21 protein-coding genes are annotated in these 25,368 nt (G+C 72.9%); 13 read left to right on the top strand and 8 right to left on the bottom strand.

Annotation, left to right across the window (positions count from 1 at the left end; genetic code table 11):
* Positions 1-86: 86 nt before the first annotated feature.
* The 4 genes from ACIQUT_RS01255 (at position 87) to rsgA (ending at position 3,940) form a co-directional block, all read left to right on the top strand.
* On the top strand, positions 87-365 hold the full coding sequence (locus tag ACIQUT_RS01255; protein WP_403557954.1) for an FmdB family zinc ribbon protein: 279 nt from the start codon (positions 87-89) through the stop codon (positions 363-365).
* A 33-nt stretch (positions 366-398) separates the two neighbouring features.
* Positions 399-1,037: an AmiS/UreI family transporter gene (locus ACIQUT_RS01260; RefSeq protein ID WP_403557955.1), complete on the top strand. Its 639-nt coding sequence runs from the start codon at positions 399-401 to the stop codon at positions 1,035-1,037.
* A 24-nt stretch (positions 1,038-1,061) separates the two neighbouring features.
* Positions 1,062-2,312 carry a formamidase gene (fmdA, locus tag ACIQUT_RS01265; RefSeq protein ID WP_403557957.1) on the top strand — a complete coding sequence of 417 codons (1,251 nt, stop codon included), beginning with the start codon at positions 1,062-1,064 and terminating at the stop codon, positions 2,310-2,312.
* 464 nt (positions 2,313-2,776) lie between these two features.
* Entirely contained in the window at positions 2,777-3,940 is a 1,164-nt protein-coding gene (gene rsgA, locus ACIQUT_RS01270) for a ribosome small subunit-dependent GTPase A (RefSeq protein ID WP_403557958.1), read from the top strand.
* A 286-nt stretch (positions 3,941-4,226) separates the two neighbouring features.
* Here the strand turns inward: rsgA and ACIQUT_RS01275 are convergent, their stop codons facing one another.
* The 3 genes from ACIQUT_RS01275 to ACIQUT_RS01285 all read right to left on the bottom strand — a co-directional run bounded on the left by ACIQUT_RS01275 (position 4,227) and on the right by ACIQUT_RS01285 (position 6,271).
* Entirely contained in the window at positions 4,227-4,607 is a 381-nt protein-coding gene (locus ACIQUT_RS01275) for a PPOX class F420-dependent oxidoreductase (RefSeq protein WP_403557960.1), read from the bottom strand.
* Between the two features lie 176 nt (positions 4,608-4,783).
* Positions 4,784-5,266 (bottom strand): DUF456 domain-containing protein, encoded by a 483-nt coding sequence (locus tag ACIQUT_RS01280; protein ID WP_403557962.1) that lies wholly within the window; start codon positions 5,264-5,266, stop codon positions 4,784-4,786.
* Positions 5,267-5,290: 24 nt separating this feature from the next.
* The gene (locus ACIQUT_RS01285) at positions 5,291-6,271 is read right to left on the bottom strand and encodes a helix-turn-helix domain-containing protein (RefSeq protein ID WP_403559254.1); all 981 of its coding nucleotides are present in this window, start codon (positions 6,269-6,271) and stop codon (positions 5,291-5,293) included.
* 319 nt (positions 6,272-6,590) lie between these two features.
* Here ACIQUT_RS01285 and ACIQUT_RS01290 point away from each other — a divergent pair, with 319 nt between their 5' ends.
* Positions 6,591-8,141, top strand: coding sequence for a protein phosphatase 2C domain-containing protein (locus ACIQUT_RS01290; RefSeq protein WP_403557964.1), 1,551 nt, complete (start codon positions 6,591-6,593; stop codon positions 8,139-8,141).
* A 587-nt stretch (positions 8,142-8,728) separates the two neighbouring features.
* Entirely contained in the window at positions 8,729-9,106 is a 378-nt protein-coding gene (locus tag ACIQUT_RS01295) for an ATP-binding protein (protein WP_403559257.1), read from the top strand.
* A 181-nt stretch (positions 9,107-9,287) separates the two neighbouring features.
* On the opposite strand, the gene ACIQUT_RS01300 is transcribed toward ACIQUT_RS01295, so the two are convergent.
* From ACIQUT_RS01300 to ACIQUT_RS01310, 3 genes are all read right to left on the bottom strand, one after another.
* Positions 9,288-10,355 (bottom strand): DUF2637 domain-containing protein, encoded by a 1,068-nt coding sequence (locus ACIQUT_RS01300; protein ID WP_403557966.1) that lies wholly within the window; start codon positions 10,353-10,355, stop codon positions 9,288-9,290.
* A 227-nt stretch (positions 10,356-10,582) separates the two neighbouring features.
* Positions 10,583-11,941 carry an SMI1/KNR4 family protein gene (locus ACIQUT_RS01305; protein ID WP_403557968.1) on the bottom strand — a complete coding sequence of 453 codons (1,359 nt, stop codon included), beginning with the start codon at positions 11,939-11,941 and terminating at the stop codon, positions 10,583-10,585.
* Positions 11,942-11,994: 53 nt separating this feature from the next.
* Positions 11,995-12,891 (bottom strand): (2Fe-2S)-binding protein, encoded by an 897-nt coding sequence (locus ACIQUT_RS01310; protein WP_403557970.1) that lies wholly within the window; start codon positions 12,889-12,891, stop codon positions 11,995-11,997.
* Between the two features lie 158 nt (positions 12,892-13,049).
* Between ACIQUT_RS01310 and ACIQUT_RS01315 the strand changes: the two genes are divergently transcribed.
* A complete protein-coding gene (locus tag ACIQUT_RS01315; protein WP_403559259.1) occupies positions 13,050-13,700 on the top strand; it encodes a GntR family transcriptional regulator in 651 nt (216 codons plus the stop codon).
* A 348-nt stretch (positions 13,701-14,048) separates the two neighbouring features.
* Here the strand turns inward: ACIQUT_RS01315 and ACIQUT_RS01320 are convergent, their stop codons facing one another.
* Together ACIQUT_RS01320 and ACIQUT_RS01325 are read right to left on the bottom strand one after the other, a co-directional pair.
* On the bottom strand, positions 14,049-14,828 hold the full coding sequence (locus ACIQUT_RS01320) for a hypothetical protein (protein ID WP_403557972.1): 780 nt from the start codon (positions 14,826-14,828) through the stop codon (positions 14,049-14,051).
* Positions 14,829-14,995: 167 nt separating this feature from the next.
* Positions 14,996-16,702 carry a PucR family transcriptional regulator gene (locus tag ACIQUT_RS01325; protein ID WP_403557973.1) on the bottom strand — a complete coding sequence of 569 codons (1,707 nt, stop codon included), beginning with the start codon at positions 16,700-16,702 and terminating at the stop codon, positions 14,996-14,998.
* 253 nt (positions 16,703-16,955) lie between these two features.
* Here ACIQUT_RS01325 and ACIQUT_RS01330 point away from each other — a divergent pair, with 253 nt between their 5' ends.
* The 6 genes from ACIQUT_RS01330 to ACIQUT_RS01355 all read left to right on the top strand — a co-directional run bounded on the left by ACIQUT_RS01330 (position 16,956) and on the right by ACIQUT_RS01355 (position 25,363).
* Positions 16,956-17,849 (top strand): FAD binding domain-containing protein, encoded by an 894-nt coding sequence (locus tag ACIQUT_RS01330; RefSeq protein WP_403557975.1) that lies wholly within the window; start codon positions 16,956-16,958, stop codon positions 17,847-17,849.
* Positions 17,850-17,851: 2 nt separating this feature from the next.
* Positions 17,852-18,463 carry a (2Fe-2S)-binding protein gene (locus tag ACIQUT_RS01335; protein WP_403557977.1) on the top strand — a complete coding sequence of 204 codons (612 nt, stop codon included), beginning with the start codon at positions 17,852-17,854 and terminating at the stop codon, positions 18,461-18,463.
* 2 nt (positions 18,464-18,465) lie between these two features.
* A complete protein-coding gene (gene pucD, locus ACIQUT_RS01340) occupies positions 18,466-20,868 on the top strand; it encodes a xanthine dehydrogenase subunit D (protein WP_403557979.1) in 2,403 nt (800 codons plus the stop codon).
* Positions 20,869-21,239: 371 nt separating this feature from the next.
* Positions 21,240-22,706, top strand: a complete 1,467-nt coding sequence (locus ACIQUT_RS01345) for an NCS2 family permease (protein WP_403557981.1) — start codon at positions 21,240-21,242, stop codon at positions 22,704-22,706.
* A 67-nt stretch (positions 22,707-22,773) separates the two neighbouring features.
* Positions 22,774-23,952 (top strand): XdhC family protein, encoded by a 1,179-nt coding sequence (locus tag ACIQUT_RS01350; protein ID WP_403557983.1) that lies wholly within the window; start codon positions 22,774-22,776, stop codon positions 23,950-23,952.
* 100 nt (positions 23,953-24,052) lie between these two features.
* On the top strand, positions 24,053-25,363 hold the full coding sequence (locus ACIQUT_RS01355) for a YncE family protein (protein WP_403557985.1): 1,311 nt from the start codon (positions 24,053-24,055) through the stop codon (positions 25,361-25,363).
* Positions 25,364-25,368: the final 5 nt, after the last annotated feature.

Genomic DNA, 25,368 nt, shown 5'->3' on the forward strand with positions numbered 1-25,368 from the left:
TAGGAGAGGGGCTGTGGCGTGTGCTGATTGGGATGCACCGCACGCACTCGGGTTGGCCAGCGTCCACCGGCATCCGGAGGCTGCTGATGGCAACCTATGAATATCTATGCAGCCGATGTGGGCCCTTCGATGTGAAGTTGGCGATCGGGACGGCGCCCAAGGCTTACGGTTGCCCTGTTTGCGCAGGCGCTGCGAGACGTGTGTACTCCTCGCCCGGCTTTACGCAGACCTCGCACGCGGTCGCCGCCCTTCATGACCAGGAGGCGCAGGCCCGTGAGGCCCCGGCAGTAGTCTCCGAAGTGCCGCCACGCACAAGGGTGCCACGGCACCCGCACCCCGCGCTCTCGCGGTTGCCGCGTCCCTGAGGGCGCCCACGCGGACTTAGGAGGTGTGTCCCCGTGGGAAACGTGGGACTGCTGTTTGTCGGTGCAGTGCTCTTCCTCAACGGAATGCTGTTGCTCGGGAAGGTCGACGCCAAGGCGGCAGCGGTGTTCAACCTGTTCGTTGGCGCACTGCAGGTGCTGACGCCGACTTATCTCATCTTCGTCGCCGCCGGCGACCCCAGAGGGATCCTGGCGGCATCCGGCATCTATCTGTTCGGCTTCACCTATCTGTATGTAGGCGTGGGCCTCCTCGCCGGTCTCGACAGTACCGGCGTCGGCTACTACTCGCTGTTCGTTGCGGTTGCGGCCCTCGGGTACTCGTTCGTCAATTTCCGGATCTTCCGGGACTACCCGTTCGGGGTCATCTGGCTCTACTGGGCATTCCTGTGGTTCCTGTTCTTCCTGTTGCTCGGTCTCAAGATGGACAGCCTCAGAATCTATACAGGCTGGGTCACGGCGATCCAGGGCTGGGTCACCGGCGCGATTCCCGCGGCGCTGCTGCTCTCCGGTTACTGGGTGAGCCCCACCGAAACCGCCATCGCGCTGGCGGTGTTCGGCGTGGTGGTGTTCGGGGCGCTGTGGCCGCTCACCCGGAATTCGCGGCAACCGGCTCCAGCCGCCCCGGCGGCCGGAAGCGTGGGCGCACAAACGTGACGGAATCAGAAACCAGGAGCTGTCATGCCAGAAGTCATCTTCAATGTGGACCACAGTAAGTCGATGCGTGACCAGGACGTTCCCGGACACAACAGGTGGCACCCGGACGTCCCCACCGTCGCCATGGTGAAGCCGGGAGCGGAGTTCCGCATGGAATGCCGCGACTGGACCGACTGCCAGGTCGGCAACAACGACACCGCCAACGACGTACGCGACATCGACCTGACCATCCCTCACATGCTCAGCGGTCCGATAGGCGTGGAGGGCGCCGAACCCGGCGACCTGCTCGTCGTCGACATACTCGACCTCGGCCCCGTGCCGCAGCAGACCGGGGAAGCTGCGGGCCAGGGCTGGGGCTACACCGGTATTTTCGCCAAGGCCAACGGCGGCGGCTTCCTGACCGACTATTTCCCGGACGCCTACAAGGCGATATGGGACTTCCACGGACAGCAGGCGGTCTCCCGCCACCTTCCCGGGATCAGCTTCACCGGGATCACCCACCCCGGGCTGTTCGGAACCGCCCCGTCCACCGAGATGCTCGCCCGCTGGAACGCCCGCGAGCAGGCGCTGATCGACACCGACCCGAACCGGGTCCCGCCACTCGCCGTACCGCCGGACAGCACCAACGCACTCGCGGGCACGGCCACCGGAGACCTCGCCACGCGCATCGCCGCGGAAGGCGCACGCACGGTGCCGGCACGCGAGAACGGAGGCAACCACGACATCAAGAACTTCACGCGCGGTTCGCGGGTCTTCTACCCCGTACACGTCAAGGACGCCAAGCTCTCCGGAGGCGACCTGCACTTCAGCCAGGGCGACGGAGAGATCACCTTCTGCGGCGCCATCGAGATGGGCGGCTTCATCGACTTCCACGTCGACCTGATCAAGGGCGGCATGGAGACGTACGGCATCTCCACCAACCCCGTGTTCATTCCGGGCAACGTCGAGCCGAGGTACACGGAGTTCCTCACCTTCATCGGGATCTCCGTCGACCACGACACGGACACGAACTACTACCTCGACGCGACGCTGGCCTACCGCCGGGCCTGCCTCAACGCCGTCGAGTACTTCAAGAAGTTCGGCTACAGCGGAGAGCAGGCCTACCTGCTGCTCGGCTCCTCCCCCATAGAGGGACGTATCAGCGGCATCGTCGACATCCCCAACGCCTGCTGCTCGTTGTACGTACCCACCGCCATGTTCGACTTCGAGGTCCGTCCCAGCGCCGCCGGACCGATGAAGGCCGACCGAGGCCAGTGCGCGTTGGCCACCGCCTGACCGGACCCCGGCTGCGGCCCCGCGATCCCTGAGCAATTCGGCCCTGCACGGCATCGCCGTTTGCCAGGTCCGAGACGGCGGGCCGCGGCCAGGATCTTGTCTGCGCAGTTGATGCCCGCAGGCCCCAGGACCTCGCGCAGAACGCCGTACGCGTCGCGGCGTGAGGTCGGTCCGCCGGCTGCGGGTGTCGTACGGATGAGCCCCGACCGTTAATCGCTGGCGCCGTGCCCTGGGGTGGGGCTACGGTTTCCCCGTTCCTGGGCACGGTCGTGTTCCGTTCCCGAGGGAACAGCGTTGGTTCGTTGAGGAAGCAGGAGGTGAGGACATTGATGACTGTCACGGTGACGGGCGCTGCCCGCATTCAGGAGTTCATCATCGTTTCCACCTCTGTGGTCTCCGGCTGACACCCACACATCTTCCGCGCGCCGAGCGCGCCGCCGGGGCCACCCTTCGAAGGGTTCCCCTTGTTCAACGCTTCGCTCAACACGTCTTCCACTGCTGATGCCCAGCACGCTCTCGCCGCCTACGGGTGGGATGAAGGCTGGACCGCTGAGTTCGCTCCGTACGCCGAGCAGGGGCTGGTGCCCGGCCGTGTTGTGCGGGTCGACCGCGGCCAGTGCGATGTCGTCACTCCGGACGGCACCGTGCGGGCCGATACCGAATTCGTTGTCCCGCGCGATCCGATGAAGGTCGTGTGCACCGGCGACTGGGTCGCCGTCGATGCCGTCGGCGACCCTCTGTACGTGCGGACGCTGCTGCCGCGCCGTACTGCTTTCGTACGGTCGACGTCGTCCAAGCGCTCCGAAGGCCAGGTACTGGCCACTAACATCGATCACATCGTCATTTGTGTGTCGCTCGCGGTCGAACTCGATCTCGGGCGGATCGAGCGGTTCCTCGCCCTCGCGATGTCCAGCTCCAGTGGTGATGCGCTGCTGCACAAGCCGGCACTCTCCTGGGAGTCGGGCGCACAGCCGCTGATCGTGCTGACCAAGGCCGACCTCGTACCGGACCCGGTCGCGCTGTCGTACCTGGTCCAGGACGTGGAGACCGCGGCGCCCGGCGTCCGGGTCCTGACCGTCTCCTCCCTCACCGGGGAGGGCGCGGACGCCCTCGCGGGGATCGTCGCCGACGGTACGAGCGTGCTGCTCGGCATCTCCGGCGCCGGCAAGTCCACCCTCGCCAACGCCCTGCTCGGGGCCGAGGTCATGGCGGTCCAGGCGGCCCGCGAGGTGGACGGCAAGGGCCGCCACACGACCACCACCCGCAACCTGCTGGCCCTGCCGGGCGGGGGCGTGCTGATCGACACGCCGGGGCTGCGCGGCGTGGGCCTGTGGGACGCCGGAACCGGTGTCGGGCAGGTGTTCTCCGAGATCGAGGAGTACGCCGCCGACTGCCGCTTCCACGACTGCGCCCACGAGGCGGAGCCGGGATGCGCGGTGCTGGCGGCCGTCGATGCCGGGGAGCTGCCGCACCGCCGCCTGGAGAGCTACCGCAAGCTGCTGCGGGAGAACCAGCGGATCGTCGCCAAGACGGACGCGCGGCTGCGGGCCGAGATCCGCCGGGACTGGCGCATCAAGTCCGCCGAGGGCCGCGCCAACCACGCGGCCAAGCGCGGCCGCCGCGTCTGACCGCGCACCGTCGCGCCCGAGCGAGGGCGGCGCCCCCGTCAGCGCCGCCCCGCCCGAGCCCTGGGCCCCGGTCCCGGCCCCAGCCCCGGTCCCAGCCCCGGTCCCAGCCCCGGTCCCAGGCCCGGTCCCAGGCCCCGAGCCGGGCCGTGGCTGCCCGGCTCGGGGCCTGGGGGCGGACGGCCGGTGGGCGGGTGCCGGTCGGCTGTCGCTGATCGCGCAGTTCCCCGCGCCCCTGGCCTCCTGGGGCCGGATGGCGCTGCCCGGTCCCGATCCCGGGCCCGAGGCCTCATGGGGTGTCCAGGCCCCAGGTGAAGATCCGGTCCGGGTGGATGCGGATCACCTCCGGGCTGAAGTGCGGGCCCAGCGTGTGCGGGCCGACCTCCAGCGTGGCGTGGCCGCGGATCTCGATGCCGCGGACCCGCCACGGCCGGGTGCTCACCAGGTCGTCGACGACCAGCGCGAGCCGCGGGTTGCCCTGAAGGTTCCGCCACTTCTTCGTCGTCCCCATGGCGAGCCCGCCGACCAGGACCGTGCCGTCCTCCCGGGGGAAGAACCCGACCGGATTGGCCTGCGGCTGGCCCGTCGCGTCCACCGTCGCCAGCCGCCCCAGCCGCTGCGACCGGAGGTACGCCAGCTCCGCCTCGCTGAAACCGTTGAACTCCCTCATACGGCCACGGTCCCTCATCCGGCCCGGTCCGGCAGCGCCCCGAAGGGGCGCGGGGAACTGCGCGACCGGCCACAACGGGCCCGCGCGCGACCGTCGGCCCCTCACCGCACCTCCCGCGGACCGATCGGGCGGCCCCCGTCCCGCCGCCGCGTCCTTCCGCCGACCGGGCGACGCCGTCAGCCCGCCACCACCGTGCCCACCCAGGCACCCACCACCATCAGGCAGGCCAGCAGCTCCACCAGCACGCTCGTCCCCACCGCCCGCATCACCGCCCGCACCGACGCCCAGGCCTCGCCGTGCGTGCCCAGCCGCAGCCGCTCGCACAGGTAGATGCCGCCCACGAAGCCCGGGACCGCGCCCACCACCGGCACCAGTACGAAGCCGAGCAGCGCGCCCACGCCCGCGTAGGCCGCCATCCGGCCGGTCGCCCCGACGCCCTGCAGCCGCCGCGGCGGCAGCTGCCACTTGACCACCTGGACCACCAGCAGCAGGGCCGTCGCCGAGACCAGCAGCGACCAGGCCGCCGCCGACCGCTCCCGCAGCGTCCACCACAGCACCCCCGCCCAGACCAGCAGGGTCCCGGGAACGCCGGGGACCAGCACCCCGGCCACCCCGAGCAGCAGCACCAGCCCCACCAGGAGCAGCTGTGGCAGATCCACATGCTCAGCGTGCCCGACCAGGGGCTACCGGGCCACCCAGCCCCGCTCCCGCGCGTGCCAGCCCAGCTGCAGCCGGGTCGTCACCCCGGCCAGCTCCATCAGCCCCTTGACCCGCCGCTGGACCGTCCGCAGCCCCAGCTCCAGGTGCTTGGCGACGCTCGCGTCCGTCAGCCCGGCCAGCAGCAGCGTCAGGATCTCCAGGTCCGTGGCGTCCGGCACGCCCCCCGACTCCTCCGCCGCCCCCGTCGCCCCGAGCCGCAGCGGCACCGCCTCCCGCCACACCGCCTCGAACAGGCCGGTCAGCGAATCCAGCAGCCCCGACGCGTGCACCACGAGCGCCGTCGGCTCCGCCCCGCGCGCCGCCAGCGGGACCATGGCCAGGGACCGGTCCGCGATCACCAGCTTCGTCGGGACCCGGTCCGTGACCCGTACCTGCTCCCCGCGCGCCAGCGCCGTCGACGCCTCCCGGATCCCCGTCGGCCCGCCCAGCACGTCCTGGTCGACCACCACCCGGAACACGACCCCCCGCGCGGCGGCGGCCCGCTCCTCCTCCTCGTTGTCGGCCGCCGTCACCGCGTGCGGCCGGCCGGTGACCAGCGCGCACACCTCGTGCGCCGCGCCGAGCTGGAGCTGCCGGAACCGGTGCGCCACCGCGCTCGCGCCCGTCACCACCTCCAGCAGATCGTGCACCGTCGGCTCGGCCGCCTCCCCCCGGTACTCCTGCGCGAGCAGCGCCGCCGACAGCTCCGCCTGCTCCAGCTCGCTCCGCTGCCGCGCCAGCAGCGCGGCCAGCGCCACCCCCGGCGGGGCCGCCACCCAGCGCCCCGGCCGGGCCGAGGACTGCGCGGCCAGGCCGTGCCGCTCCAGATGGCGCAGGGCCCGCTCGGTCTGAGGCACCGGCAGCGCCAGCCGGTGCGCGAGGTCCGGCACCTCCGAAGCGCCCAGCGCCACCAGCGCGCGGTACGCCGCCTCCTGGCCCTTGTCCAGGCCTATCGCACCCAGCAACCCGTCCACCCCCACCTCTCGGCCCGCCGCTCCTGGCGGGAAGCGGCCACGGCGCAAACCCGCCGCGGACATCATCGCCGCAGCCGTTGCGGCAGCACCAACGCCCGCCGCCCGGACGCCACTTGTGCGACGGTTGCCCGGAAATCTCCGGGAGGGGGTGATGCACCCGATTTCGCGGGGGAGTCCGGTCCCGGCGTACGGAAGGAAGGGCGGGCGCACGGATGTACGGAATGCGGTGGGCCGTACGAAGCAAGCGGAACGCGAACCCATTTCGTGTATTCCGCGTTTTCCGCGGCAGCGGGGGGCCGAGAATAGCGGCATGAGTCAGCAGGGCGCGGACGACTGGTGGCAGCGGCTGTACGAGGACCCCGACGCGGGCCCGGCCCCCGATCCCGGGGACACGCTCGAAAGCCGGTACGACTCGGCGGCCTCCCTGACCTCGCCGCCGTCCCGGCCCGCGCCGGTGGCGGCGCCGCCCGGGGTCCCGCCGCAGCCGGGCCCGCCGGACACGGCCGCCCCGCCGGTGCCGTCCCCGCCGGTGCCGCCCGCGCCGACGTCACCGGCGCCGGTGCCGCCCGGTCCGGAGGCGGCCGCTCCCGTAGCGCCCCCGCCGGTGCCGCCGCCGGTGCCGCCGCGCACCGTGCCGTCCCAGCCCGTCAGCCCGGACGCGCCGGCGAAGGCCGCCGGACCTGTGCCCGGGGGGCGGGAGCCGGACGGGCCGGTGGGGGCAGGGGGGTTCGGTGCGGCGCCGTGGGCCGGTCCGGGGCTGCCCCGGCCGCGGGATCCGCGCGAGGGCGGGACGACCGGGTACGGGCTGGGCGACGTGACCGTGCCTCCCGTCCCGGCCGACGAAAGCGCACCCGCGGCCCCGCCCGTGCCCCCGCCCCCGCCCGTGGCGTCACCGGCGCCTCCGCCGCCCGTACCGGAACCCCGGCGGCCCCCCGCCGCCCCGCCCGTCCCGCAGGCCGCCCCGCCGGCGGCCGCCCGGCCCGAGGTGCGGCACCTGGGGGACCGGGCGCCCACGTATGCCGCCGAACCGGGCGCGCTGCCCCTCGCCGACCCGGCCGCGCTCGACGCCCTGATCCCGGACACCGTCCTGGAAGGAGCCCGGCACGGGGCCTGCACCCTGCGCGCCGCCTCGGTCCGCGGGGACTCCGCCCGCTACCGCGGCGAGGCCCGCCGGGACGTCCTGCTCACCGCCCGCTTCGGATCCGGCGACGACGCCCTCGTCCTGGTGGCCCTCGCCGGCGGCGACCGGGCCGCCGCCGGGGCCGCGGAGGCCGCGGCCGAGCTGTGCCACTGGATCGGCGCCGCCGTCGGCCGCAGCCAGTCGCGGCTGGCCGACGACATCCGGGCCGGGCGGCGCGACGCCCTCCGCTCCGGGCTCCAGCGGCTCACCGACCGCGGCTACGGGCGGCTGCGGGCCCGCGCCGCCGAGCTCGGCCACCCCGAGGAGGCGTACACCGCCGGGCTGCGCGCCCTGCTCCTGCCCATCGACCCCGAGTGCCGCACCCGCGTCTGCTTCGGCGCCGGCCCCGGCGGGCTGTTCCGGCTGCGCTCCGGCGCCTGGGAGGACCTGGAGACCGCCGAGCCGCCGCCCGCACCGGCCGGGCCCGACGGCGAGCCCGGCCCCGACCCGGGCCCCGGCTTCCGGTTCCGCGCGGCCGTCGCCCGGCCCGGCGACAGCCTGCTGCTCTGCTCGGGCGGCCTGGCCGACCCGATGCGGGAGGAGGAGCTGCTGCCGGCCGAGCTCGCGGCCCGCTGGTCCGGCGGGGAACCGCCCGGCCTGGCCGCGTTCCTCGCCGACACGCAGCTGCGCGTCAAGGGGTACGCCGACGACCGGACGGCCGCCGCGGTCTGGGAGTCGTAAAGCGAGGCGACCGCGTTCGTGGCCGGGGAACCGGACGGACGGAACGGGCGGAACCGAGGGGAGATTTCCTCGCCCTCGTGCAGTACGGCCCACCCGTCAAAGTAGGCCTGTTCGGCAACTCCCCATCCGGAACGGACGGGTGGGGAATGCCGGTTTCCGGACTTTCTCCGTGTGGACCGTGCGCCGCCGCGCGGACCCGGCCCGTCCGCCGGGGCGCGGTGTCCGGCCCCGGAGTGCTGTTCGTTCCACCGAACATCCAGGACGGGGCGGTGACCGGATTCGCACCATCCGACGGCGAGTCGGTGCTCGACGGCGGGTCGGCCGGGCGATCCGGATGGCTCGATCCCGCCCGTCGGACGCGATACGGCAGGGGGCCCGCAGGAGTGCGGCATACCCCGGCGGGAATGCATTCCGTAGACCTGTTCGAGATTCAGGAGATCCAGGGGATACGGGGGAGGGGCATCGCCGTGCGGGTGGAGGCGAAGACCGGGAAGCAGTGGCGCAGAGGGCGGCCCCTCCAGCGGGAGCCGGCCGCCGCGGAGACCGCGGTGGCGGGCGGAGAGGCGGCCCCGGAGCTCCGGCGCAGTGTGGGCCGCGCCGATCTCAGGGCCGTCGGCGAGGTCCGCAGGGACCTCCGGGAGCTGATGCGGCACCGCTGCCGGGCCGACACCGCGGAGGCGGCCGAACTCCTGGCCACCGAGCTCGTCACCAACGCGCTCGTCCACACCGACCAGGGCGCCGAGGTGTCCGCCCGGCTCTGCGCGGGCCGGCTGCGGGTGGAGGTCCGCGACCACGCCGCGGGCCCGCCCCCGCGCCCGTACGTACCGGCCGCCGACGACGGTACGCACGGGCGGGGGCTCCTGCTGGTGCAGGCTCTCGCCGACGCCTGGGGCGTGGACACGGCGGGCGCCCCGGCAGCGGGCAAGGTCGTGTGGTTCGAACTGCACGGCGTCGCCGAGGCGTGAGCGGTTCGAACGGCCTGCGCGGACGAACGGCCTGAACGACGAACGGCCTGAACGACGAACGGCCTGAACGACGAACGGCCTGAACGACGAAGGGCCCGCCTTGACCAGGCGGGCCCTTCGGGCTGCCGGCCGGCCCCGTGCCCGGCGACGAGCGGGCGGGCGGGGCCGGCCGGCAGGACCGTCAGCCGAACTGCTGTTCCAGGTCCTTGAGTTTGCGTTCCAGGGAGTCGAGCCGGGGGATCGTCTGGGTGTCGTCCTCGGCGGTCAGGTCGACCGTGCGCAGACCGGTCAGGTCACCGATGTCCGATCCGGTCACGGCCTGCAGGGAGAGGTGTCGGCGCGGTGCGGGCAGCTGTCCGGGATCCGCTATGGCCGGCTCCGCGCCGACCGGCGCGGAGCCCGTCGCGGAGGCCAGCCCCGCCATGTCCACCTGGCGCCCGCGCGAGCGCCCGAACACGAAGGTCCGGTTCTGCCGGCCCAGCGCCTTCAGGCGGGCCCGGTTCAGCCGGTTCTGGTCCCGCCTGCGGAGGCGGTCCATCTCCTTCTCCCGCTTGTCCTCGCGTACTTCCTCGACGGCCTCGTCCAGGGTGCGGACGCCCTCCAGCAGCATGAGCGACCATGCGCCGAACGTCTCGCGCGGCGCCCGCAGCCAGCGGACCATGCGGATCTGCGGCAGCGGCCGCGGGATCAGGCCCTGCTCGCGCAGCGCCGCCCGGCGGGTCTGCTTGAGGGCCCGGTCGAAGAGGACGGCCGCCGACAGCGACATGCCGGCGAAGAACTGGGGTGCCCCGTCGTGGCCGAGGCCGCGCGGCGCGTGCACCCAGTTGAACCAGGCCGCCGCGCCCGCGAACAGCCAGACCAGCATGCGCGAACCGAGGGCGGCGTCGCCGTGGCTCGCCTCGCGCACGGCGAGCACCGAGCAGAACATGGCGGCGCCGTCGAGGCCGAAGGGGACCAGGTACTCCCAGCCCCCGGAGAGGTTCAGGTTCTGCCGGCCGAAGCCGACCAGCCCGTGGAAGGAGAGGGCGGCGGCCACCGCCGCACAGCAGAACAGCAGGACGTAGGAGGCGGTTCCGTAGACGGCCTCCTTGCGGCGCCGCCGCTCCTCGCTGCGCTCCCAGGAGTCCTCGGTCGCCGCCTTGTCGTTCTCCCGCTTGCCCCGGGCCAGTACCGCAACTGCCGCAAGTACGCCCAGGATCAGCAGGCTGCCGGGCAGCAGCCAGTCCAGCGATATGTCGGTCAGTCTCATGCGAATGTCCCTCGCCTTTGCATCGACTTGCGGCCTACCGGGGCCATGGTGGCGCAGGAGATCGGTGCGGCATGCGGGTTTCGGGGCAAGTGGACGCCATCGGGGGGCGCGGCCCGCCGGATAGGGGGCTGTGACTCGAACTCCCGTCCGGGTGACGAGGGTTGTGTTCGATTACAATCAGCCGGACGGGTGGGTTGGTGCGCGAGCCGCTTGACGGCGACCCGCGGTTACGCCTCGGGGAAGAGGTCTCCTTCGAGGACGGTCTCGTCGATCCGGGGCCGGTCCCACAGGGCGAGGAGCTCGTTCGCGACGGCCACCACGGTCGCGCGGTCCTGTCCCCGTTCCCGGACGACGGCGGCCGACAGGCTGCGCGGTACGGCGCCGGCGTCCAGGAGGACGCGCCACTCCTGCGGCCCGAGCTCCAGGAAGTCCAACCCGGCGAGCTCGGCGACCTCCAGGGGGTCGGCGAGCGTGCCGGGGTCGGCGGTGAGGGTGCGCAGGCGGGGCAGCCCGATGACGGGGGCGAGGCCGAACGGGGCACCGTCCCCGGCGCGGAGGGACAGGACTTCGAGGGCGGCATGGGCCGCGGCCCGGACGTCCGGCAGGTCGCCGCCGCCGACCTCGGCCACGGCCGGAAGGTCGTTGTGGCGGGCCAGGGGCTGCCTCCTCTCCCGGCCCAGGACCATGTCGGTGAAGGAGTCGGCGACGAGTTCGGCGCCGAGGCTCTGCTCGTGGTCGACCAGGATGACCTGCCCGAGGTGTCCGCCCGGGCCGGGGGTCAGGTCGACCGCGATCTCGTCGCCGCCGTTGCTGCCGAAGACGATCCAGCCGGACGAGCCGGCCAGGCCCTGCACCGCGGCGTCGGGCGGGGTGACGATGGCATCCGTCGCCCCGAATCGCCAGCGGGAGTGGCGGGCGCCCGGGTCGACGCTCTCCAGGTGCTCCAGGGCGTAGACCTCGTAGCCGACCGCCTCGGAGACCCGGACCAGCTCGTGGAAGTCGCCCCGGTCCTCCCCGTGCACCCGGGTCACCCGGTAGAACACCTTCAGTTCGTCCGGGAGGGTGACGCCGAGGCGTGCCTCGGCCGCGGCGATCTCTTCCTCCGTCGCTCCAACGGCGTCCGGTATCCGCTCGCGGAGCGTGCGCTCCAGCAGCTCCAGGTCGGCCGAAGGGGCCGGGACCGCCCCCGGCACCGGGTCGGGGAGACGGCGCCAGGGCTCGGGCACGGCGCCGTCGACCAGGACGAGCACCCCGAGGTCCGGGTAGCCGTCGGGGGCTTCCACGGCCGGGCAGGGCCAGACGAGGCGGAGGGTGGTCCGTCCGGTCGGCATGATCTCCGCCGAGAACGCGACCTCCTCGACACGGCCGCGCGCGAGCGCCCGCTGGACGTGCTTTACCGCCGGCGGCCTCCCCGACGACATCCCTCCCCGCAGGGCCAGGCTCCAGCCGTGCCGGCCGATGCGTCCCGCCACGCGGGCGGACCCGTCGGGACGGATCTCCGGGTAACCGGCCAGCAGGAGCCGCAGCACCGGGGCCCAGGGGGCGAAGTCGCACAGGGAGGACAAGGGCGGGCGTCGATCGATCATGCGCAGACCGTACGCGCCACCACTGACACCCGACGGCGCCGGGTGGCGGACGCTCAGCCGGTGGTGGCGGCGGCGCGGGCCGTGAGGCGGGTGACCCGGTCCGCGTCGCAGGTCCGGGGGCAGGTCACGCAGGTCTCCTCGGGCCGGATCGTGTAGAAGAGGCAGCAGCTGACCCGGTCCCGGGTCGCCAGCGGCATGCCGCCCGGGCCCGTGAGCGTACGGAACCCGGCACCCCCGGTGTACGGGGCCGTCGCGCCCGGCAGCAGGGCCTGCAGTTCGGCGATCGCCCGCTGCTCCTCGTCGAGCAGCTTCGCCGCGTACCACAGGCCCGCGACGAGCGAGTCGGTCGCCAGGCCCCACAGGGCGCGGTGCCTGCGCCGCGTGCGCGGGCCGAAGCCGTCGAGGACCGGTTCGAGGTGGTGCGCCACCGCAGCGCGCACCTCGTCCCGCAGGGCCGCCGCGTCGGGCACGACCCGGGCCCCGGGGAGGGCCGCCGCCGGATCGTCCGGCAGGCAGGCGAAGGACTCGGCGCGGACGCTGATCCGCCCGCGGGGCCGGTGGACGGCCACGTCCGCCGGGGCGAGCCGGGGCACCCGGCGGTCGAGGAACCACGGCACGGTGGTCAGCAGGCACGCCCGCCAGGTGTATCGGTGCAGGCCGAAGGTGGCGACCACGTCGGGGCGCGCCTCCCGCCCGTAGTCCTGCAGGACCTGGGCCCTGTCCCAGGCCAGGAAGGCGTCGAGGGCCGGTCCGCCGGCCGCGAGCTCGTCCGCGCCGACCCACCCCGCACCGCGGGGGGCGGGCTCGTGCGCGGCACGTTCCACCACGTGCAGGCCGTCGTAGACCGCCGTCAGCCGCGCGTACGCGTCCGCCAGCGGGGAGGCAGGCGGCGCGGGCGGCGCGGTTGCGGGAGCGGGGGCCGGGGCTGCTGCGAGGGCGGGCGCGGGCATGCGTCATCACCGATCAGAAGGTCGTGATCGACATAGGTAAGGCTTACCTTACCCGATCCGGGGCCGTCTGTATCCACACTTCCCGGACGGATTCAACTATTCTCCCGACAGGCCGAGACCCACAGGAGGACCGAGTGCACACAGCGGCCCGTGTCGGGATGTCGGCTCTGATCCCGACCCAGAAAGTACTGCGCCACTCCGTACGCGGACAGGTGCTGGCGGCGCTGCGCGCCGCGCTGGTCGACGGCGAACTCGTCCCGGGGGAGATCTACTCCGGGCCCGCGCTGGGAGAGCGCTTCGGCGTGTCCGCGACACCGGTGCGCGAAGCCATGCAGCAACTGGCCCTCGAAGGGGCCGTGGAATGCCTGCCGAACCGGGGCTTCAGGGTGCTGGAACGCACCCCGCGGGCGCTGGCCGAGCTGGCCGAGGTGCGGGCACTGATCGAAGTCCCGGTCATGCTGCGGCTGGCCCGAACGGTCCCGGCCGGGACCTGGTCGGCCCTGCGGCCGGCCGCGGCCGCCACGGCGGCGGCCGCCGCGGCCGGGGACCTGGCCGGCTATGCGGAGGCCGACCGGGCGTTCCACCGGGAAGTGCTGGCCCTCGACGGGAACGACCAGCTGGTCCAGGTCGCGGAGGAACTCCACCGGCGCTCGCAGTGGCCCGTTCCCGCGGCCCCGCGGGTGCGCCGTGCGGACCTGGTCGCGGATGCCGCGGAGCATTCGGCGCTGCTGGAGGCGCTGATCGCGGGCGACCTGCCGGTGGTCGAGTCGCTGGTCCGCGAGCACTTCGCCGGCTCCGCCGCAGCCTGACCCCGCCGGCGGGCCCCCTCGCCTCAATCGCCGGCGAGGCTGGATCGTCCGGCTCCGCCGACCCGCCGCTGGTTCACCCGTTCGTGCGCGGGTGCGCCGCCGTTTCCGGGGGCCAGCCCCCGGCCCCCCGCGCCTCAAACGCCGACGGGGCCGGATCGGTGCCGGCGGGACCGGGTGGTGCCGGCGGGGCTGGGTTGGTGCCGGCGGCATGCCGGCCCCGCCGGCGTTTGAGGCGATTGTTGGGGCGGAGTCGCGGGGTGCTGGGGTGGATACCCGGCTCTGTCAGCCCCGCCGGCGTTTGAGGCGCGGGGCTGGGCGGAGCCCTGGGGGGTGTGGGCTGCCCCGGGGTCAGGTGGCCGGGGTTGGGTGGAGTTGGTCGGCCAGCCAGGTGGGGATGCCGCCCAGGAGGCGGAACAGGCGGCGGGCTTCGGCACGGAGGCGGCTGGCCTCCGGCTCCGGTTCGGCTTCCGCCAGCGCCGCCAGGGCCGGAGCGGTTCCGACCAGGAAGCCGAGCTCTTCGCGGATGCGGAGCGACTCCGCGAAGCCCTTGCGGGCCTCCGCGACCTCGCCGTCCCGCAGGGCCAGCGCGGCCAGGTGCCGCCACGTGAACGACAGCAGCAGGGTGTCCCCGTTCGCCGCGGCTCCCGCATGCGCCCGCCGGTATGCCGGCCGCGCCGACTGCGGGGCGTCCGCCAGGTGCTCGGCGACCAGTCCCCGCCGCAGGTCCAGCAGCGGGCGGGTCCGGGAGTCCGGGGACAGCAGGGCCGCGGCGCGGCCCAGCGCCGCCCGGGCTTCGTCCGCGCGGTCGCGGACCCCGAGCACGGTGGCCGCGTACGCCAGGTGCCCCCGCTCGCAGGCTGCCGCGCCCCGTTCGTCGTCGTCCGCGGCCACCGCCTCGGCGACGCGCAGCGCGTCCTCCGCCTCGGCCCAGCCCTGCCCGGTGAACAGGCACCGCTCGATCAGCAGCGCGGTGCGCTGCACGGCGGCGCCGGCGTCATGGTCGACATGCGGGGCCAGCAGGGCCGCCGCATCGGTCCAGCAGCCGCGCGAGCGCAGCCGCCATATCGCCCGCTGGAGGGGGTCGTCCCCTCCGGTGGTTCCGGCCCCGGACATGGCGGTGTCCGCCACATTGCCCTCCCCAAAGCAATCAAGCAGCACGTCTTCGAGCCCTGGGGCGAAATGAGAGCACGGATCGGCAGGTTCGGCCAAGGGGTCGGGTGAACTCTTTCACAAAGTCCGGACGCTGCGTCAGCAGTTCCCGGAACACGCCCCTTCCGCCCCTGCGGCGCAACTGCTCAGCTCATCCGCAGTGCCAGGAAGAAATCGAGCTTGTCCTCCAGCCGCGACAGGTCACGCGACGTCAACTGCTCGATTCGCCCGACCCGGTAGCGCAGCGTGTTGACGTGCAGGTGCAGTCGCGACGCGCACCGCGTCCACGACCCGTCGCAGTCCAGGAACGCCTCCAGTGTCGGGATGAGCTCGGCCCGGTGCCGGCGGTCGTAGTCCCGCAGCGGGTCCAGCAGCCGCGCGGTGAACGCGCGCCGCACGTCGTCCGGCACGAACGGCAGGAGCAGGACGTGCGAGGCCAGCTCGTGGTGGCCCGCCGCGCAGACCCGGCCCGGGCGGGCCGCGGCCACCCGGCGGGCGTGCCGCGCCTCCTCCAGCGCCCCCCGCAGCCCCTCGGCCGAGTGCACGGCCGCGCTGACGCCCAGCGTGAGCCGGCCATCGCCGTCCAGACCCGCCTGCAGCGGGTCGCGTACGGCGGCCAGCAGCTCGTCGGCGTGCAGGGCAGTGCCCGGGCCCTTGTCCTCGCCCGGCTCGCCGGGGTGCGCGGGCAGCGGCACCAGCGCGATCGCCTCGTCGCCGGTGTGCGCGACCGCGATCCGGTCCGAGGGCTCCGGGCCCGAGGCGGACGGGTCGACGAGGATCTCCTCCAGCAGCGACTGGGCCACCGGGCCGCCGGGGATGTCCCCGCCCTCCCAGTCCACCCGGGCCACGACGACCTGCCAGTGCGGGGCCGCGCCCAGTCCCGGCAGCAGCACCGGCGCCGCCACCCGCAGGCGTGCCGCGATCTCGGCGGGCGGGGCGCCCGTCTGGACCAGTTCCAGCACCTCCTGCGCCAGCCGGCGGCGCACCGTGCGGGCCGCGTCGCGCCGGTCCCGCTCCACGGCGATCAGCTGGGTCACGCCCTGCAGCAGGTCCAGCCGCTCGGCCGGCCAGTCGCCCGCGTCCGCCTCGACCGCCAGCAGCCAGTCCGACAGCACGCTCTCGCGCACGTCACGCCCGCCGGTCACGCCGCCCCCGCCGGGCCCGTCGGGGGCGGCCGGGCCGCGCCCCGCGCCCCTGATCGGGAACAGCGAGTAGGTAATACCCTGGATGGAGATCCGGTGCGGGCCCCTGCGCCCGGTGCGGACCGCCGCGAGGTGCTCGCCGGCCAGAGCCGCACAGACGCCCGGCGCCAGGGGTTCTCCCGCTCCGGCGATCTGCCGGCCTGTGGGGGACAGCACCCAGGCGCGCAGATCGAGGTCGGTGGTGAGCAGATCGAGCACCACGTCCGGTCCACCGCCCGCGGGCCCCGAGGTCATGAGGCGGCGATGGCGGTCGACGACGGCCGCGAGGTCGCCGGCGCGCTCCCCGGAGACCTGCCGTACGACGTACTCGGTGATCGTGGCGAATGCAACGTCCTCGTTCACGGCGAACAGCGGCAGGCGGTGGTGTGCGCAGGCCGACACGAGATCGTCCGGGATGTCCCCCAGCTCGGCCTCGCCGGCGGCCAGGCCGGCGACGCCGGCGCTCGCGAGGATTCGTACGAACGGCTCGGAGTCGGCCGAATCTCTTCGCCAGGCCAGGCCGGTGAGGACGAGTTCGCCCCCGGTGAGGTACCGGCTGGGATCCCTCAGGTCGGTCGTCATGACGCCGCGGACCGTCCGGTCGAGTTCTTCCTCGCCGCCCAGCAGCCGCAGCCCCAGCGCCTCGGTTTCCAGCAGTGCGCGCAGCCGCATGGTGTCGCCGCCGATCTGTCTCGAATGTTGCCGTTGGAAATCGGGCAGGTCGTTGCATCCTGCCTTTCATACGAATCTACAAGACGAGGGAGGGCGCCAGCCAACTCCTTCATGGTTTCGGTGACTGCACCCGGGGGACGCCCGGCTTGTGTACTGGCTCCACACCGCGTTAACACCACATGAACGACCAGTCGAGGGCCCGTCCGCCTCCTGGCTTGAAGTGAACGACCCGATTACAAGAAGAGAGCCACGCATGGACTTCCTTCGCCCTGCCAGCTGGGAGGAGGCGCTCGCCGCGAAGGCCGAGTACCCGACAGCTGTGCCGATTGCGGGTGGCACCGACATCATGGTCGAGATCAACTTCGACCACCGCCGTCCGGACTACCTCCTCGACCTGAACCGCATCGGCCTGCTGCGGGAGTGGGCGGTGGGCGAGGAGGTCACCAGGCTCGGCGCCTCCGTCCCGTACACCCAGATCATGGAGAACCTGCGGGGAACGCTGCCGGGTCTCGCGCTCGCCTCGCACACGGTCGCGTCCCCGCAGATCCGCAACCGCGGCGGTGTCGGCGGAAACCTCGGCTGCGCCTCGCCCGCCGGTGACTCCCACCCGGCCCTGCTCGCCGCGGGCGCCGAGGTCGAGGTCGAGTCCGTACGCGGCAGCCGCATGATCCCGATCGACGCGTTCTACACCGGCGTCAAGCGCAACGCGCTCGCCGCGGACGAGCTCATCAAGACGGTCCACGTCAAGAACGCCACCGGTCCGCAGCAGTACTCCAAGGTCGGCACGCGCAACGCGATGGTCATCGCGGTGTGCGCGTTCGGCCTGGCCCTGCACCCGCAGACCCGTACGGTCCGCACCGGCATCGGCTCGGCCGCGCCGACCCCGATCCGGGCCGGGGCCGCCGAGGAGTTCCTGAACGCCGCGCTCGAAGAGGGCGGGTTCTGGGAGTCCGGCAAGGTCATCACCCCGTCGATCGCCAAGCAGTTCGGTGAGCTCGCCTCCGGCGCGTGCAACCCGATCGACGACGTTCGCGGCACGGCGAAGTACCGCCGTCACGCGGTCGGCATCATGGCTCGCCGCCAGCTGGTCTGGACGTGGGAGCAGTACCGCGGCAGCAACGGCCGCTCGCTCGAAGGGGCTGCGTAACCATGCGCGTCAATTTCACCGTCAACGGTCGTCCGCAGCAGGCCGACGACGTCTGGGAGGGCGAGTCCCTCCTCTACGTCCTGCGCGAGCGGCTGGGCCTGCCCGGCTCCAAGAACGCCTGCGAGCAGGGCGAGTGCGGTTCCTGCACGGTGCGCCTCGACGGCGTGCCGGTCTGCTCCTGCCTCGTGGCCGCCGGCCAGGTCGAGGGCCGCGACGTCGTGACCGTCGAGGGCCTCGCCGACTTCGCCAGGCAGCGCGAGGAGCACGGCCACGCCTGCGGCACCGGCGCGTGCGGCGGCGCGGGCGGCGGCGCCCAGGGCGTCTCCACCGACGAGGCCAGGCAGTGGACGGCCAAGGGCACCGACTCGCAGACCGGCGAGGGCGTGGAGCTCTCCCCGATCCAGCAGGCGTTCATCGACGCCGGCGCCGTCCAGTGCGGCTTCTGCACCCCGGGCCTGCTGGTCCAGGCCGACGCCCTGCTGGAGCACAACGCCGACCCGTCCGACCAGGACATCCGTGAGGCCCTCTCCGGCAACCTCTGCCGCTGCACGGGCTACGAGAAGATCCTCGACGCGGTCCGCCTGGCGGCCGCCCGCCAGGGAGAGGCGGTCTGACCATGGCCAACACCCGCACCGCCCCGTCCGGTACGCCGACCAACGTCTCCCAGAAGCACCATCAGGGCGGCATCGGCGAGTCCACGCTCCGCCCCGACGGCACCCTCAAGGTCACCGGCGAGTTCGCCTACTCGTCGGACATGTGGCACGAGGACATGCTGTGGGGCCAGACCCTGCGCAGCCCCGTCGCCCACGCCGAGATCGCGAGCATCGACATCTCCGAGGCGCTGGCCATGCCCGGCGTCTACTCGGTGCTCACCCACGCCGACCTGCCGGCGGAGATGAAGAACTACGGCCTGGAGATCCAGGACACCCCGGTCCTCGCCCACGGCCGCGTACGCCACCACGGCGAGCCCGTCGCCCTCGTGGCTGCCGACCACCCGGAGACCGCCCGCCGCGCCGCCGCCAAGATCAAGATCGACTACCGGGAGCTGCCGGTCGTCACGGACGAGGCCTCCGCCCTCGCCCCCGGCGCGCCGCTCATCCACGAGGGCCGCGACGACCACCACGCCGGCCACGTCCCGCACCCGAACATCGTGCACCGCCAGCCCATCGTCCGCGGCAACGTGGAGGAGGCCCGCAAGCGGGCCGACGTGATCGTCGAGGGCGAGTACACCTTCGGCATGCAGGACCAGGCCTTCCTCGGCCCCGAGTCCGGCCTCGCCGTGCCCTCCGAGGACGGCGGCGTCGACCTGTACGTCGCCACCCAGTGGCTGCACTCCGACCTCCGCCAGATCGCCCCCGTCCTCGGCCTGCCCGAGGAGAAGGTCCGCATGACGCTCTCCGGCGTCGGCGGCGCCTTCGGCGGCCGCGAGGACATCTCGATGCAGATCCACGCCTGCCTGCTGGCCCTCGCGACCAACAAGCCGGTCAAGATGGTCTACAACCGCTTCGAGTCGTTCTTCGGCCACGTGCACCGCCACCCGGCCAAGCTGTACTACGAGCACGGCGCCACCAAGGACGGCAAGCTCACCCACCTGAAGTGCCGGATCGTCCTCGACGGCGGCGCCTACGCCTCCGCCTCCCCGGCGGTCGTCGGCAACGCCTCCTCCCTCTCCGTCGGCCCGTACGTGGTCGACGACGTGGACATCGAGGCCATCGCCCTCTACACGAACAACCCGCCCTGCGGCGCCATGCGCGGCTTCGGCGCCGTCCAGGCCTGCTTCGCGTACGAGGCCCAGATGGACAAGCTCGCGGCGAAGCTGGGCATGGACCCGGTCGAGTTCCGCCGGCTCAACGCCATGGAGCAGGGCACGATCATGCCCACCGGCCAGGTCGTGGACTCGCCCGCCCCGGTGGCCGAGCTGCTGCGCCGCGTCAAGGCCCGCCCGCTGCCGCCGGAGCGCCAGTGGGAGACGGCCGGCGAGGGCGCGGACGTCCGCGCGCTGCCCGGCGGCCTGTCGAACACCACCCACGGCGAAGGCGTCGTCCGCGGCGTCGGCTACGCGGTCGGCATCAAGAACGTCGGCTTCTCCGAGGGCTTCGACGACTACTCCACCGCCCGCGTGGTGCTGTCGGCGGTGGGCGGCGAGGCCGTCGCGATGGTCCACACGGCCATGGCGGAGGTCGGCCAGGGCGGTGTCACCGTGCACGCCCAGATCGCCCGGACGGAGCTCGGCGTCACCAACGTGACCATCCACCCGGCCGACACCCAGGTGGGCTCCGCCGGTTCGACGTCCGCCTCCCGGCAGACGTACGTGACCGGCGGCGCCGTGAAGAACACCTGCGAGGCCGTGCGCGAGAAGGTCCTGGAGATCGGCCGCCGCAAGAACGGCTCCTACCACCCGGCATGGGCCACCGCCGAACTCCTCCTGGAGGGCGGCAAGGTCGTCACCGACGGCGGCGAGGTCCTCGCGGACATCGCCGAGCTGCTGGAGGGCGAGGACCCCGTCGACATCGAGCTGGAGTTCCGCCACCGGCCGACCGCCGCCTTCGACCCGGTCACCGGCCAGGGCGACGGCCACGTCCAGTACACCTTCGCCGCGCACCGCGCGGTCGTCGAGGTGGACACCGAACTCGGCCTGGTCAAGGTCGTCGAGCTGGCCTGCGCCCAGGACGTCGGCAAGGCCCTCAACCCGCTCTCCGTCGTCGGCCAGATCCAGGGCGGCACCGTCCAGGGCCTCGGCGTCGCGGTGATGGAGGAGATCATCGTGGACCCGAAGACCGCGAAGGTCCGCAACCCCTCCTTCACGGACTACCTGATCCCGACGATCCTCGACACCCCGAGCATCCCGGTCGACTACCTGGAGCTCGCCGACCCGAACGCGCCGTACGGCCTGCGCGGTCTCGGCGAGGCCCCGACCCTGTCGTCCACCCCGGCCGTCCTCGCGGCGATCCGGGCGGCGACCGGCCTGGAGCTCAACAAGACGCCGATCCGCCCGGAAGCCCTCACCGGCACCCTCTAGGACGGCGTCCTCCGGGGGCCGCGAGGCCCCCGGACCCCAGACTCTCCGGGCGGTGCGACAGCGGAACGTCACGTTCCCGGCCGGCCGCACCGCCCGGAGCACGGAGTCCGGCACCCGGGGACCGCACCGCTCGCGGTCCGCCCCGCCGGCAGTACCCCCGAAGAGAAGAAGAGGCGGCGCCACTACCCCGGCACCGTCACCACCAGTACCGCAGAACCCCCGCAGTACCCGCAGCACCCGCAGTACACGCAGTCTTGCAATCGCGTCGCCTCGGGCCGTCACCCCGGGTCGTGCAGCCAACGGCATTTCCCAAATCCCGCGTCCGAAGATTTCGGGCGGGGTGCCCCTGTGAACCTTGGGAGTTAGGCACCATGACCCAGTCCTCTGTGGAGCCCAGGACCAGCGCGGAAGAGGCCGGCGACGGCTCTCGCAATCCCGCCGGGCGTTCTTGGCTCGACCGGTACTTTCACATCACCCATAGAGGGTCGAACGTCGGCAGAGAAGTTCGTGGCGGTATCACGACCTTCATGGCCATGGCGTACATCCTCCTGCTCAACCCGCTGATCCTCTCCGGCAAGGACGTCGCCGGGGACACGCTGAGCCAGAAGGCCCTGATCACGGCCACGGCGTTCGCCGCGGCCCTGACCACGCTGCTGATGGGCTTCATAGGCAAGGTCCCGCTCGCACTGGCCGCCGGCCTGTCCGTCTCCGGTGTGCTGGCCTCGCAGGTCGTTCCGGCGATGACCTGGCCGCAGGCCATGGGCATGTGCGTCATGTACGGCGTCGTGATCTGTCTCCTGGTCGTCACCGGCCTCCGCGAGATGATCATGAATGCGATCCCGCTCGCGCTCAAGCACGCGATCACCATGGGCATCGGCCTGTTCGTCGCCCTCATCGGCCTGGTGAAGGCCGGCTTCGTGCACGAGAACCCCGCCCCCGGCGGCGGCCCCGTGACCCTCGGCCCGACCGGCGAGCTCGCCGGCTGGCCCGTGCTCCTCTTCGCCGTCACCCTGCTGCTGATCTTCATGCTCCAGGCCCGCAAGGTCCCCGGCGCCATCCTGATCGGCATCGTCACCGGCACCGTGCTCGCCGCCGTCCTGAACATCGTCGCCGACATCGACGACAAGGTGTGGGCGAGCGGCCCGCCGGTCCTGGAGGGCTCGGCCGTCTCGATGCCCGACTTCTCGCTCTTCGGCCAGGTCGAGTTCGGCGGCTGGGGCGAGGTCGGCGCGATGACCGTCGGCATGATCGTCTTCACGCTGGTGCTGGCCGGCTTCTTCGACGCGATGGCCACCATCATCGGCGTCGGCACCGAGGCCAAGCTGGCCGACGACAGGGGCCGGATGCCCGGCCTGTCCAAGGCCCTGTTCATCGACGGCGCCGGCGGCGCCATCGGCGGCTTCACCGGCGGCTCCGGCCAGACCGTGTTCGTCGAGTCCGCGACCGGCGTCGGCGAGGGTGCCCGCACGGGCCTCGCCTCCGTGGTCACCGGCCTCTTCTTCGCCGCCTGCATCTTCTTCACCCCGATCACGCAGATCGTCCCCGGTGAGGTCGCCGCCGCCGCCCTGGTGGTCATCGGCGCGATGATGATGCAGAACGCCCGCCACGTGGACTGGGCCGACACCGCGACCTCGATCCCGGTCTTCCTGACCGTCGTGCTGATGCCGTTCACGTACTCGATCACGGCCGGCGTCGCCGCCGGTGTGATCTCGCACGTCGCGATCAAGGTCGCGCAGGGCAAGGCCCGCGAGATCGGCGGCTTCATGTGGGGACTGACGGCTGTGTTCATCGTCTTCTACGCACTGAACCCCATCGAGGGCTGGCTCGGGGTCCACTGACCCTGACCGAAAAGCACCGACCCTCCGCGCATCCGATACTGGAACCCGAACCTCCGAGGAGGCCGCAATGCTGGACATCGCCGAAGAACTGAACCGGTGGGTCGAGCAGGGACGTGACTTCGCCGTCGCCACCGTCGTGGCGGTCGGAGGCAGCGCACCCCGGCAGCCCGGAGCGGCCCTCGCCGTCGACAGCGAGGGCACCGCCATCGGCTCGGTCTCCGGCGGATGCGTGGAGGGCGCGGTGTACGAGCTGTGCCGCCAGGCGCTGGAGGACGGCGAGACCGTCCAGGAGCGCTTCGGCTACAGCGACGACGACGCCTTCGCCGTCGGCCTGACCTGCGGCGGCATCATCGACATCCTCGTCACCCCGGTCCCCGTAGGCTCGCCGGGCCGCGAGGTGTTCGCCGCCGCCCTGGCCGCGGCCTCCCGCGGCGAGGCGGCGGCCGTCGCCCGGATCGCCGAGGGCCCGGCCGAGCTCAAGGGCCGCGCCGTACTGGTCAGAGGCGACGGCGGCGACGGCGGTAACGGCGGTAACGGTGGCTTCGAGGGCGGCCTCGGCGGCCACCCCGAACTGGACCGCACCGTCGCCGAGGAAGCCCGCGCCATGCTCGACGCCGGCCGGACCGGCGTGCTGGAGATCGGCGCCGACGGCCGGCTCTGCGGGGAGCCGCTGAAGGTCCTGGTCGAGTCCAGCGTCCCGCCGCCGCGGATGATCGTCTTCGGCGCCATCGACTTCGCCTCCGCCCTGGTGCGGATCGGCAAATTCCTCGGCTACCGCGTGACGCTGTGCGACGCACGGCCCGTGTTCGCGACGAAGCAGCGCTTCCCCGAGGCGGACGAGATCGTCGTCGACTGGCCGCACCGCTACCTGGAGACCACCGAGGTCGACGGCCGGACCGTCCTGTGCGTGCTCACCCACGACGCCAAGTTCGACGTCCCGCTGCTGCAGCTGGCCCTGCGGCTGCCCGTCGCCTACGTCGGCGCCATGGGCTCGCGCCGCACCCACGAGGACCGCAACCGGCGCCTGCGCGACGTCGGCGTGACCGAGCTCGAACTCGCCCGGCTCCGCTCCCCGATCGGCCTCGACCTCGGCGCCCGCTCCCCGGAGGAGACCGCGCTGTCCATCGCCGCCGAGATCGTCGCCAACCGGCGCGGCGGCTCCGGAGCGGCCCTGACCGGCGGGCACATCCCGATCCACCCCGACACCTCGGACGCGGTCGTCGGCAGGATCGGCTCGGTGGCTTGAAGGGACGGGAAAAGGGCGCAGTCGCAGGGGTTGCGCCCTGTCGCTCCACCCCATATTTTACCCGCCGGTAACAGCGCCTGCCTGCAACGGAGTTGAGCGTATGTCCCGGACGAACCGCCCCGCCCGCACACTCGTGCGCCGTACGCCCCTGCGCCGTACGCTCCTCGCCGCGGGCGCACTGGCGGCGGCCGCCCTCGCGGCGGGCGCCGCGACACCGGCCGCCTCGGCGTCCGCAGCCGCAGCCACGACCGCCGCCACCCCCTCGGGACTGCGCGAGGTGCTGTTCGTGGGCAACAACTGGGACGGCACCGCCGATGTCCTCGCCTCCACCGGCAACCTGGAGCGCATCGGCCGGATCAACGTGATCCCCGACAAGGCGGAGCGCCTCCGGGAGATCTACCTCAACCCGATCAAGCTGGGCTTCTTCCTCGGGATCCGGCACACCGCGGGCGAGGGCCACGACCAGTTCGCCGACGACATGTACACCACCCCGGACGGCACGGCCGTGGTCGTCTCCCGCCCCAGCTTCGCCGACGTCGTCTCCCTCGACCTGCGCACCGGCCGGATCAACTGGCGCTTCCCGGTCGCCGGATACCGCTCCGACCACATGGCCGTCTCGCCCGACGGCACCCGCGTCGCCGTTTCCGCGTCCACCGCGAACACCGTCCACGTCCTCGACATCGCGACCGGCCGCCAGGTCGGCTCCTTCGCCACCGGCGACAAGCCGCACGAGAACACTTTCACCCGCGACGGCCGGTTCCTGTGGAACAGCGCCATCGGCGACGTGACCTCCGCCCTGGACGCCCCCTGGCTGGACTGGACGAAGGGCGACCGCAAGATCACGGTGGCCGACGCGCAGACCTTCCGCACGGTCCGCACCATCGACATGCGGGAGCGGCTGAACGCCTTCGGGCGCAAGGACCTCTCCGACGCGGTGCGGCCGATGTCCCTGACCCCCGACGAGTCCGCGCTCTACTTCCAGGTGTCGTTCTTCAACGGCTTCGTCGAGTACGACGTCGCCGCCGACCGGGTCACCCGCGTCAAGACCCTCCCGCAGAACCCCGGCACCAGCGGCGACCGCACCACCTGGGTCAACGACTCCCGCCACCACGGCATGTCGATGAGCCCCGACGGCACCAAGCTGTGCATCGCCGGCACCATGGACGACTACGCCACCGTCGTGGACCGGGCCACCCTCACCGAAGGCCCGCTCGTCCCCGCCGACAAGCCGTACTGGGCCACCGTCGACGGCGACGGCACCGGCTGCGTGATCTCCGAGAGCGGCTCCGACCGGGTCACCGCCATCGACTTCGCCACCGGAGCCAAGCGGGTGTCCGTCCCCGTCGGCGACCACCCGCAGCGCATCCGGATCGGCCACGTCCCGGCCGGCTGGACGGGCCCCGCCAGGTGACTCCG

The sequence above is a fragment of the Streptomyces sp. NPDC090445 genome, from assembly GCF_044769385.1.
Taxonomy (GTDB): domain Bacteria; phylum Actinomycetota; class Actinomycetes; order Streptomycetales; family Streptomycetaceae; genus Streptomyces.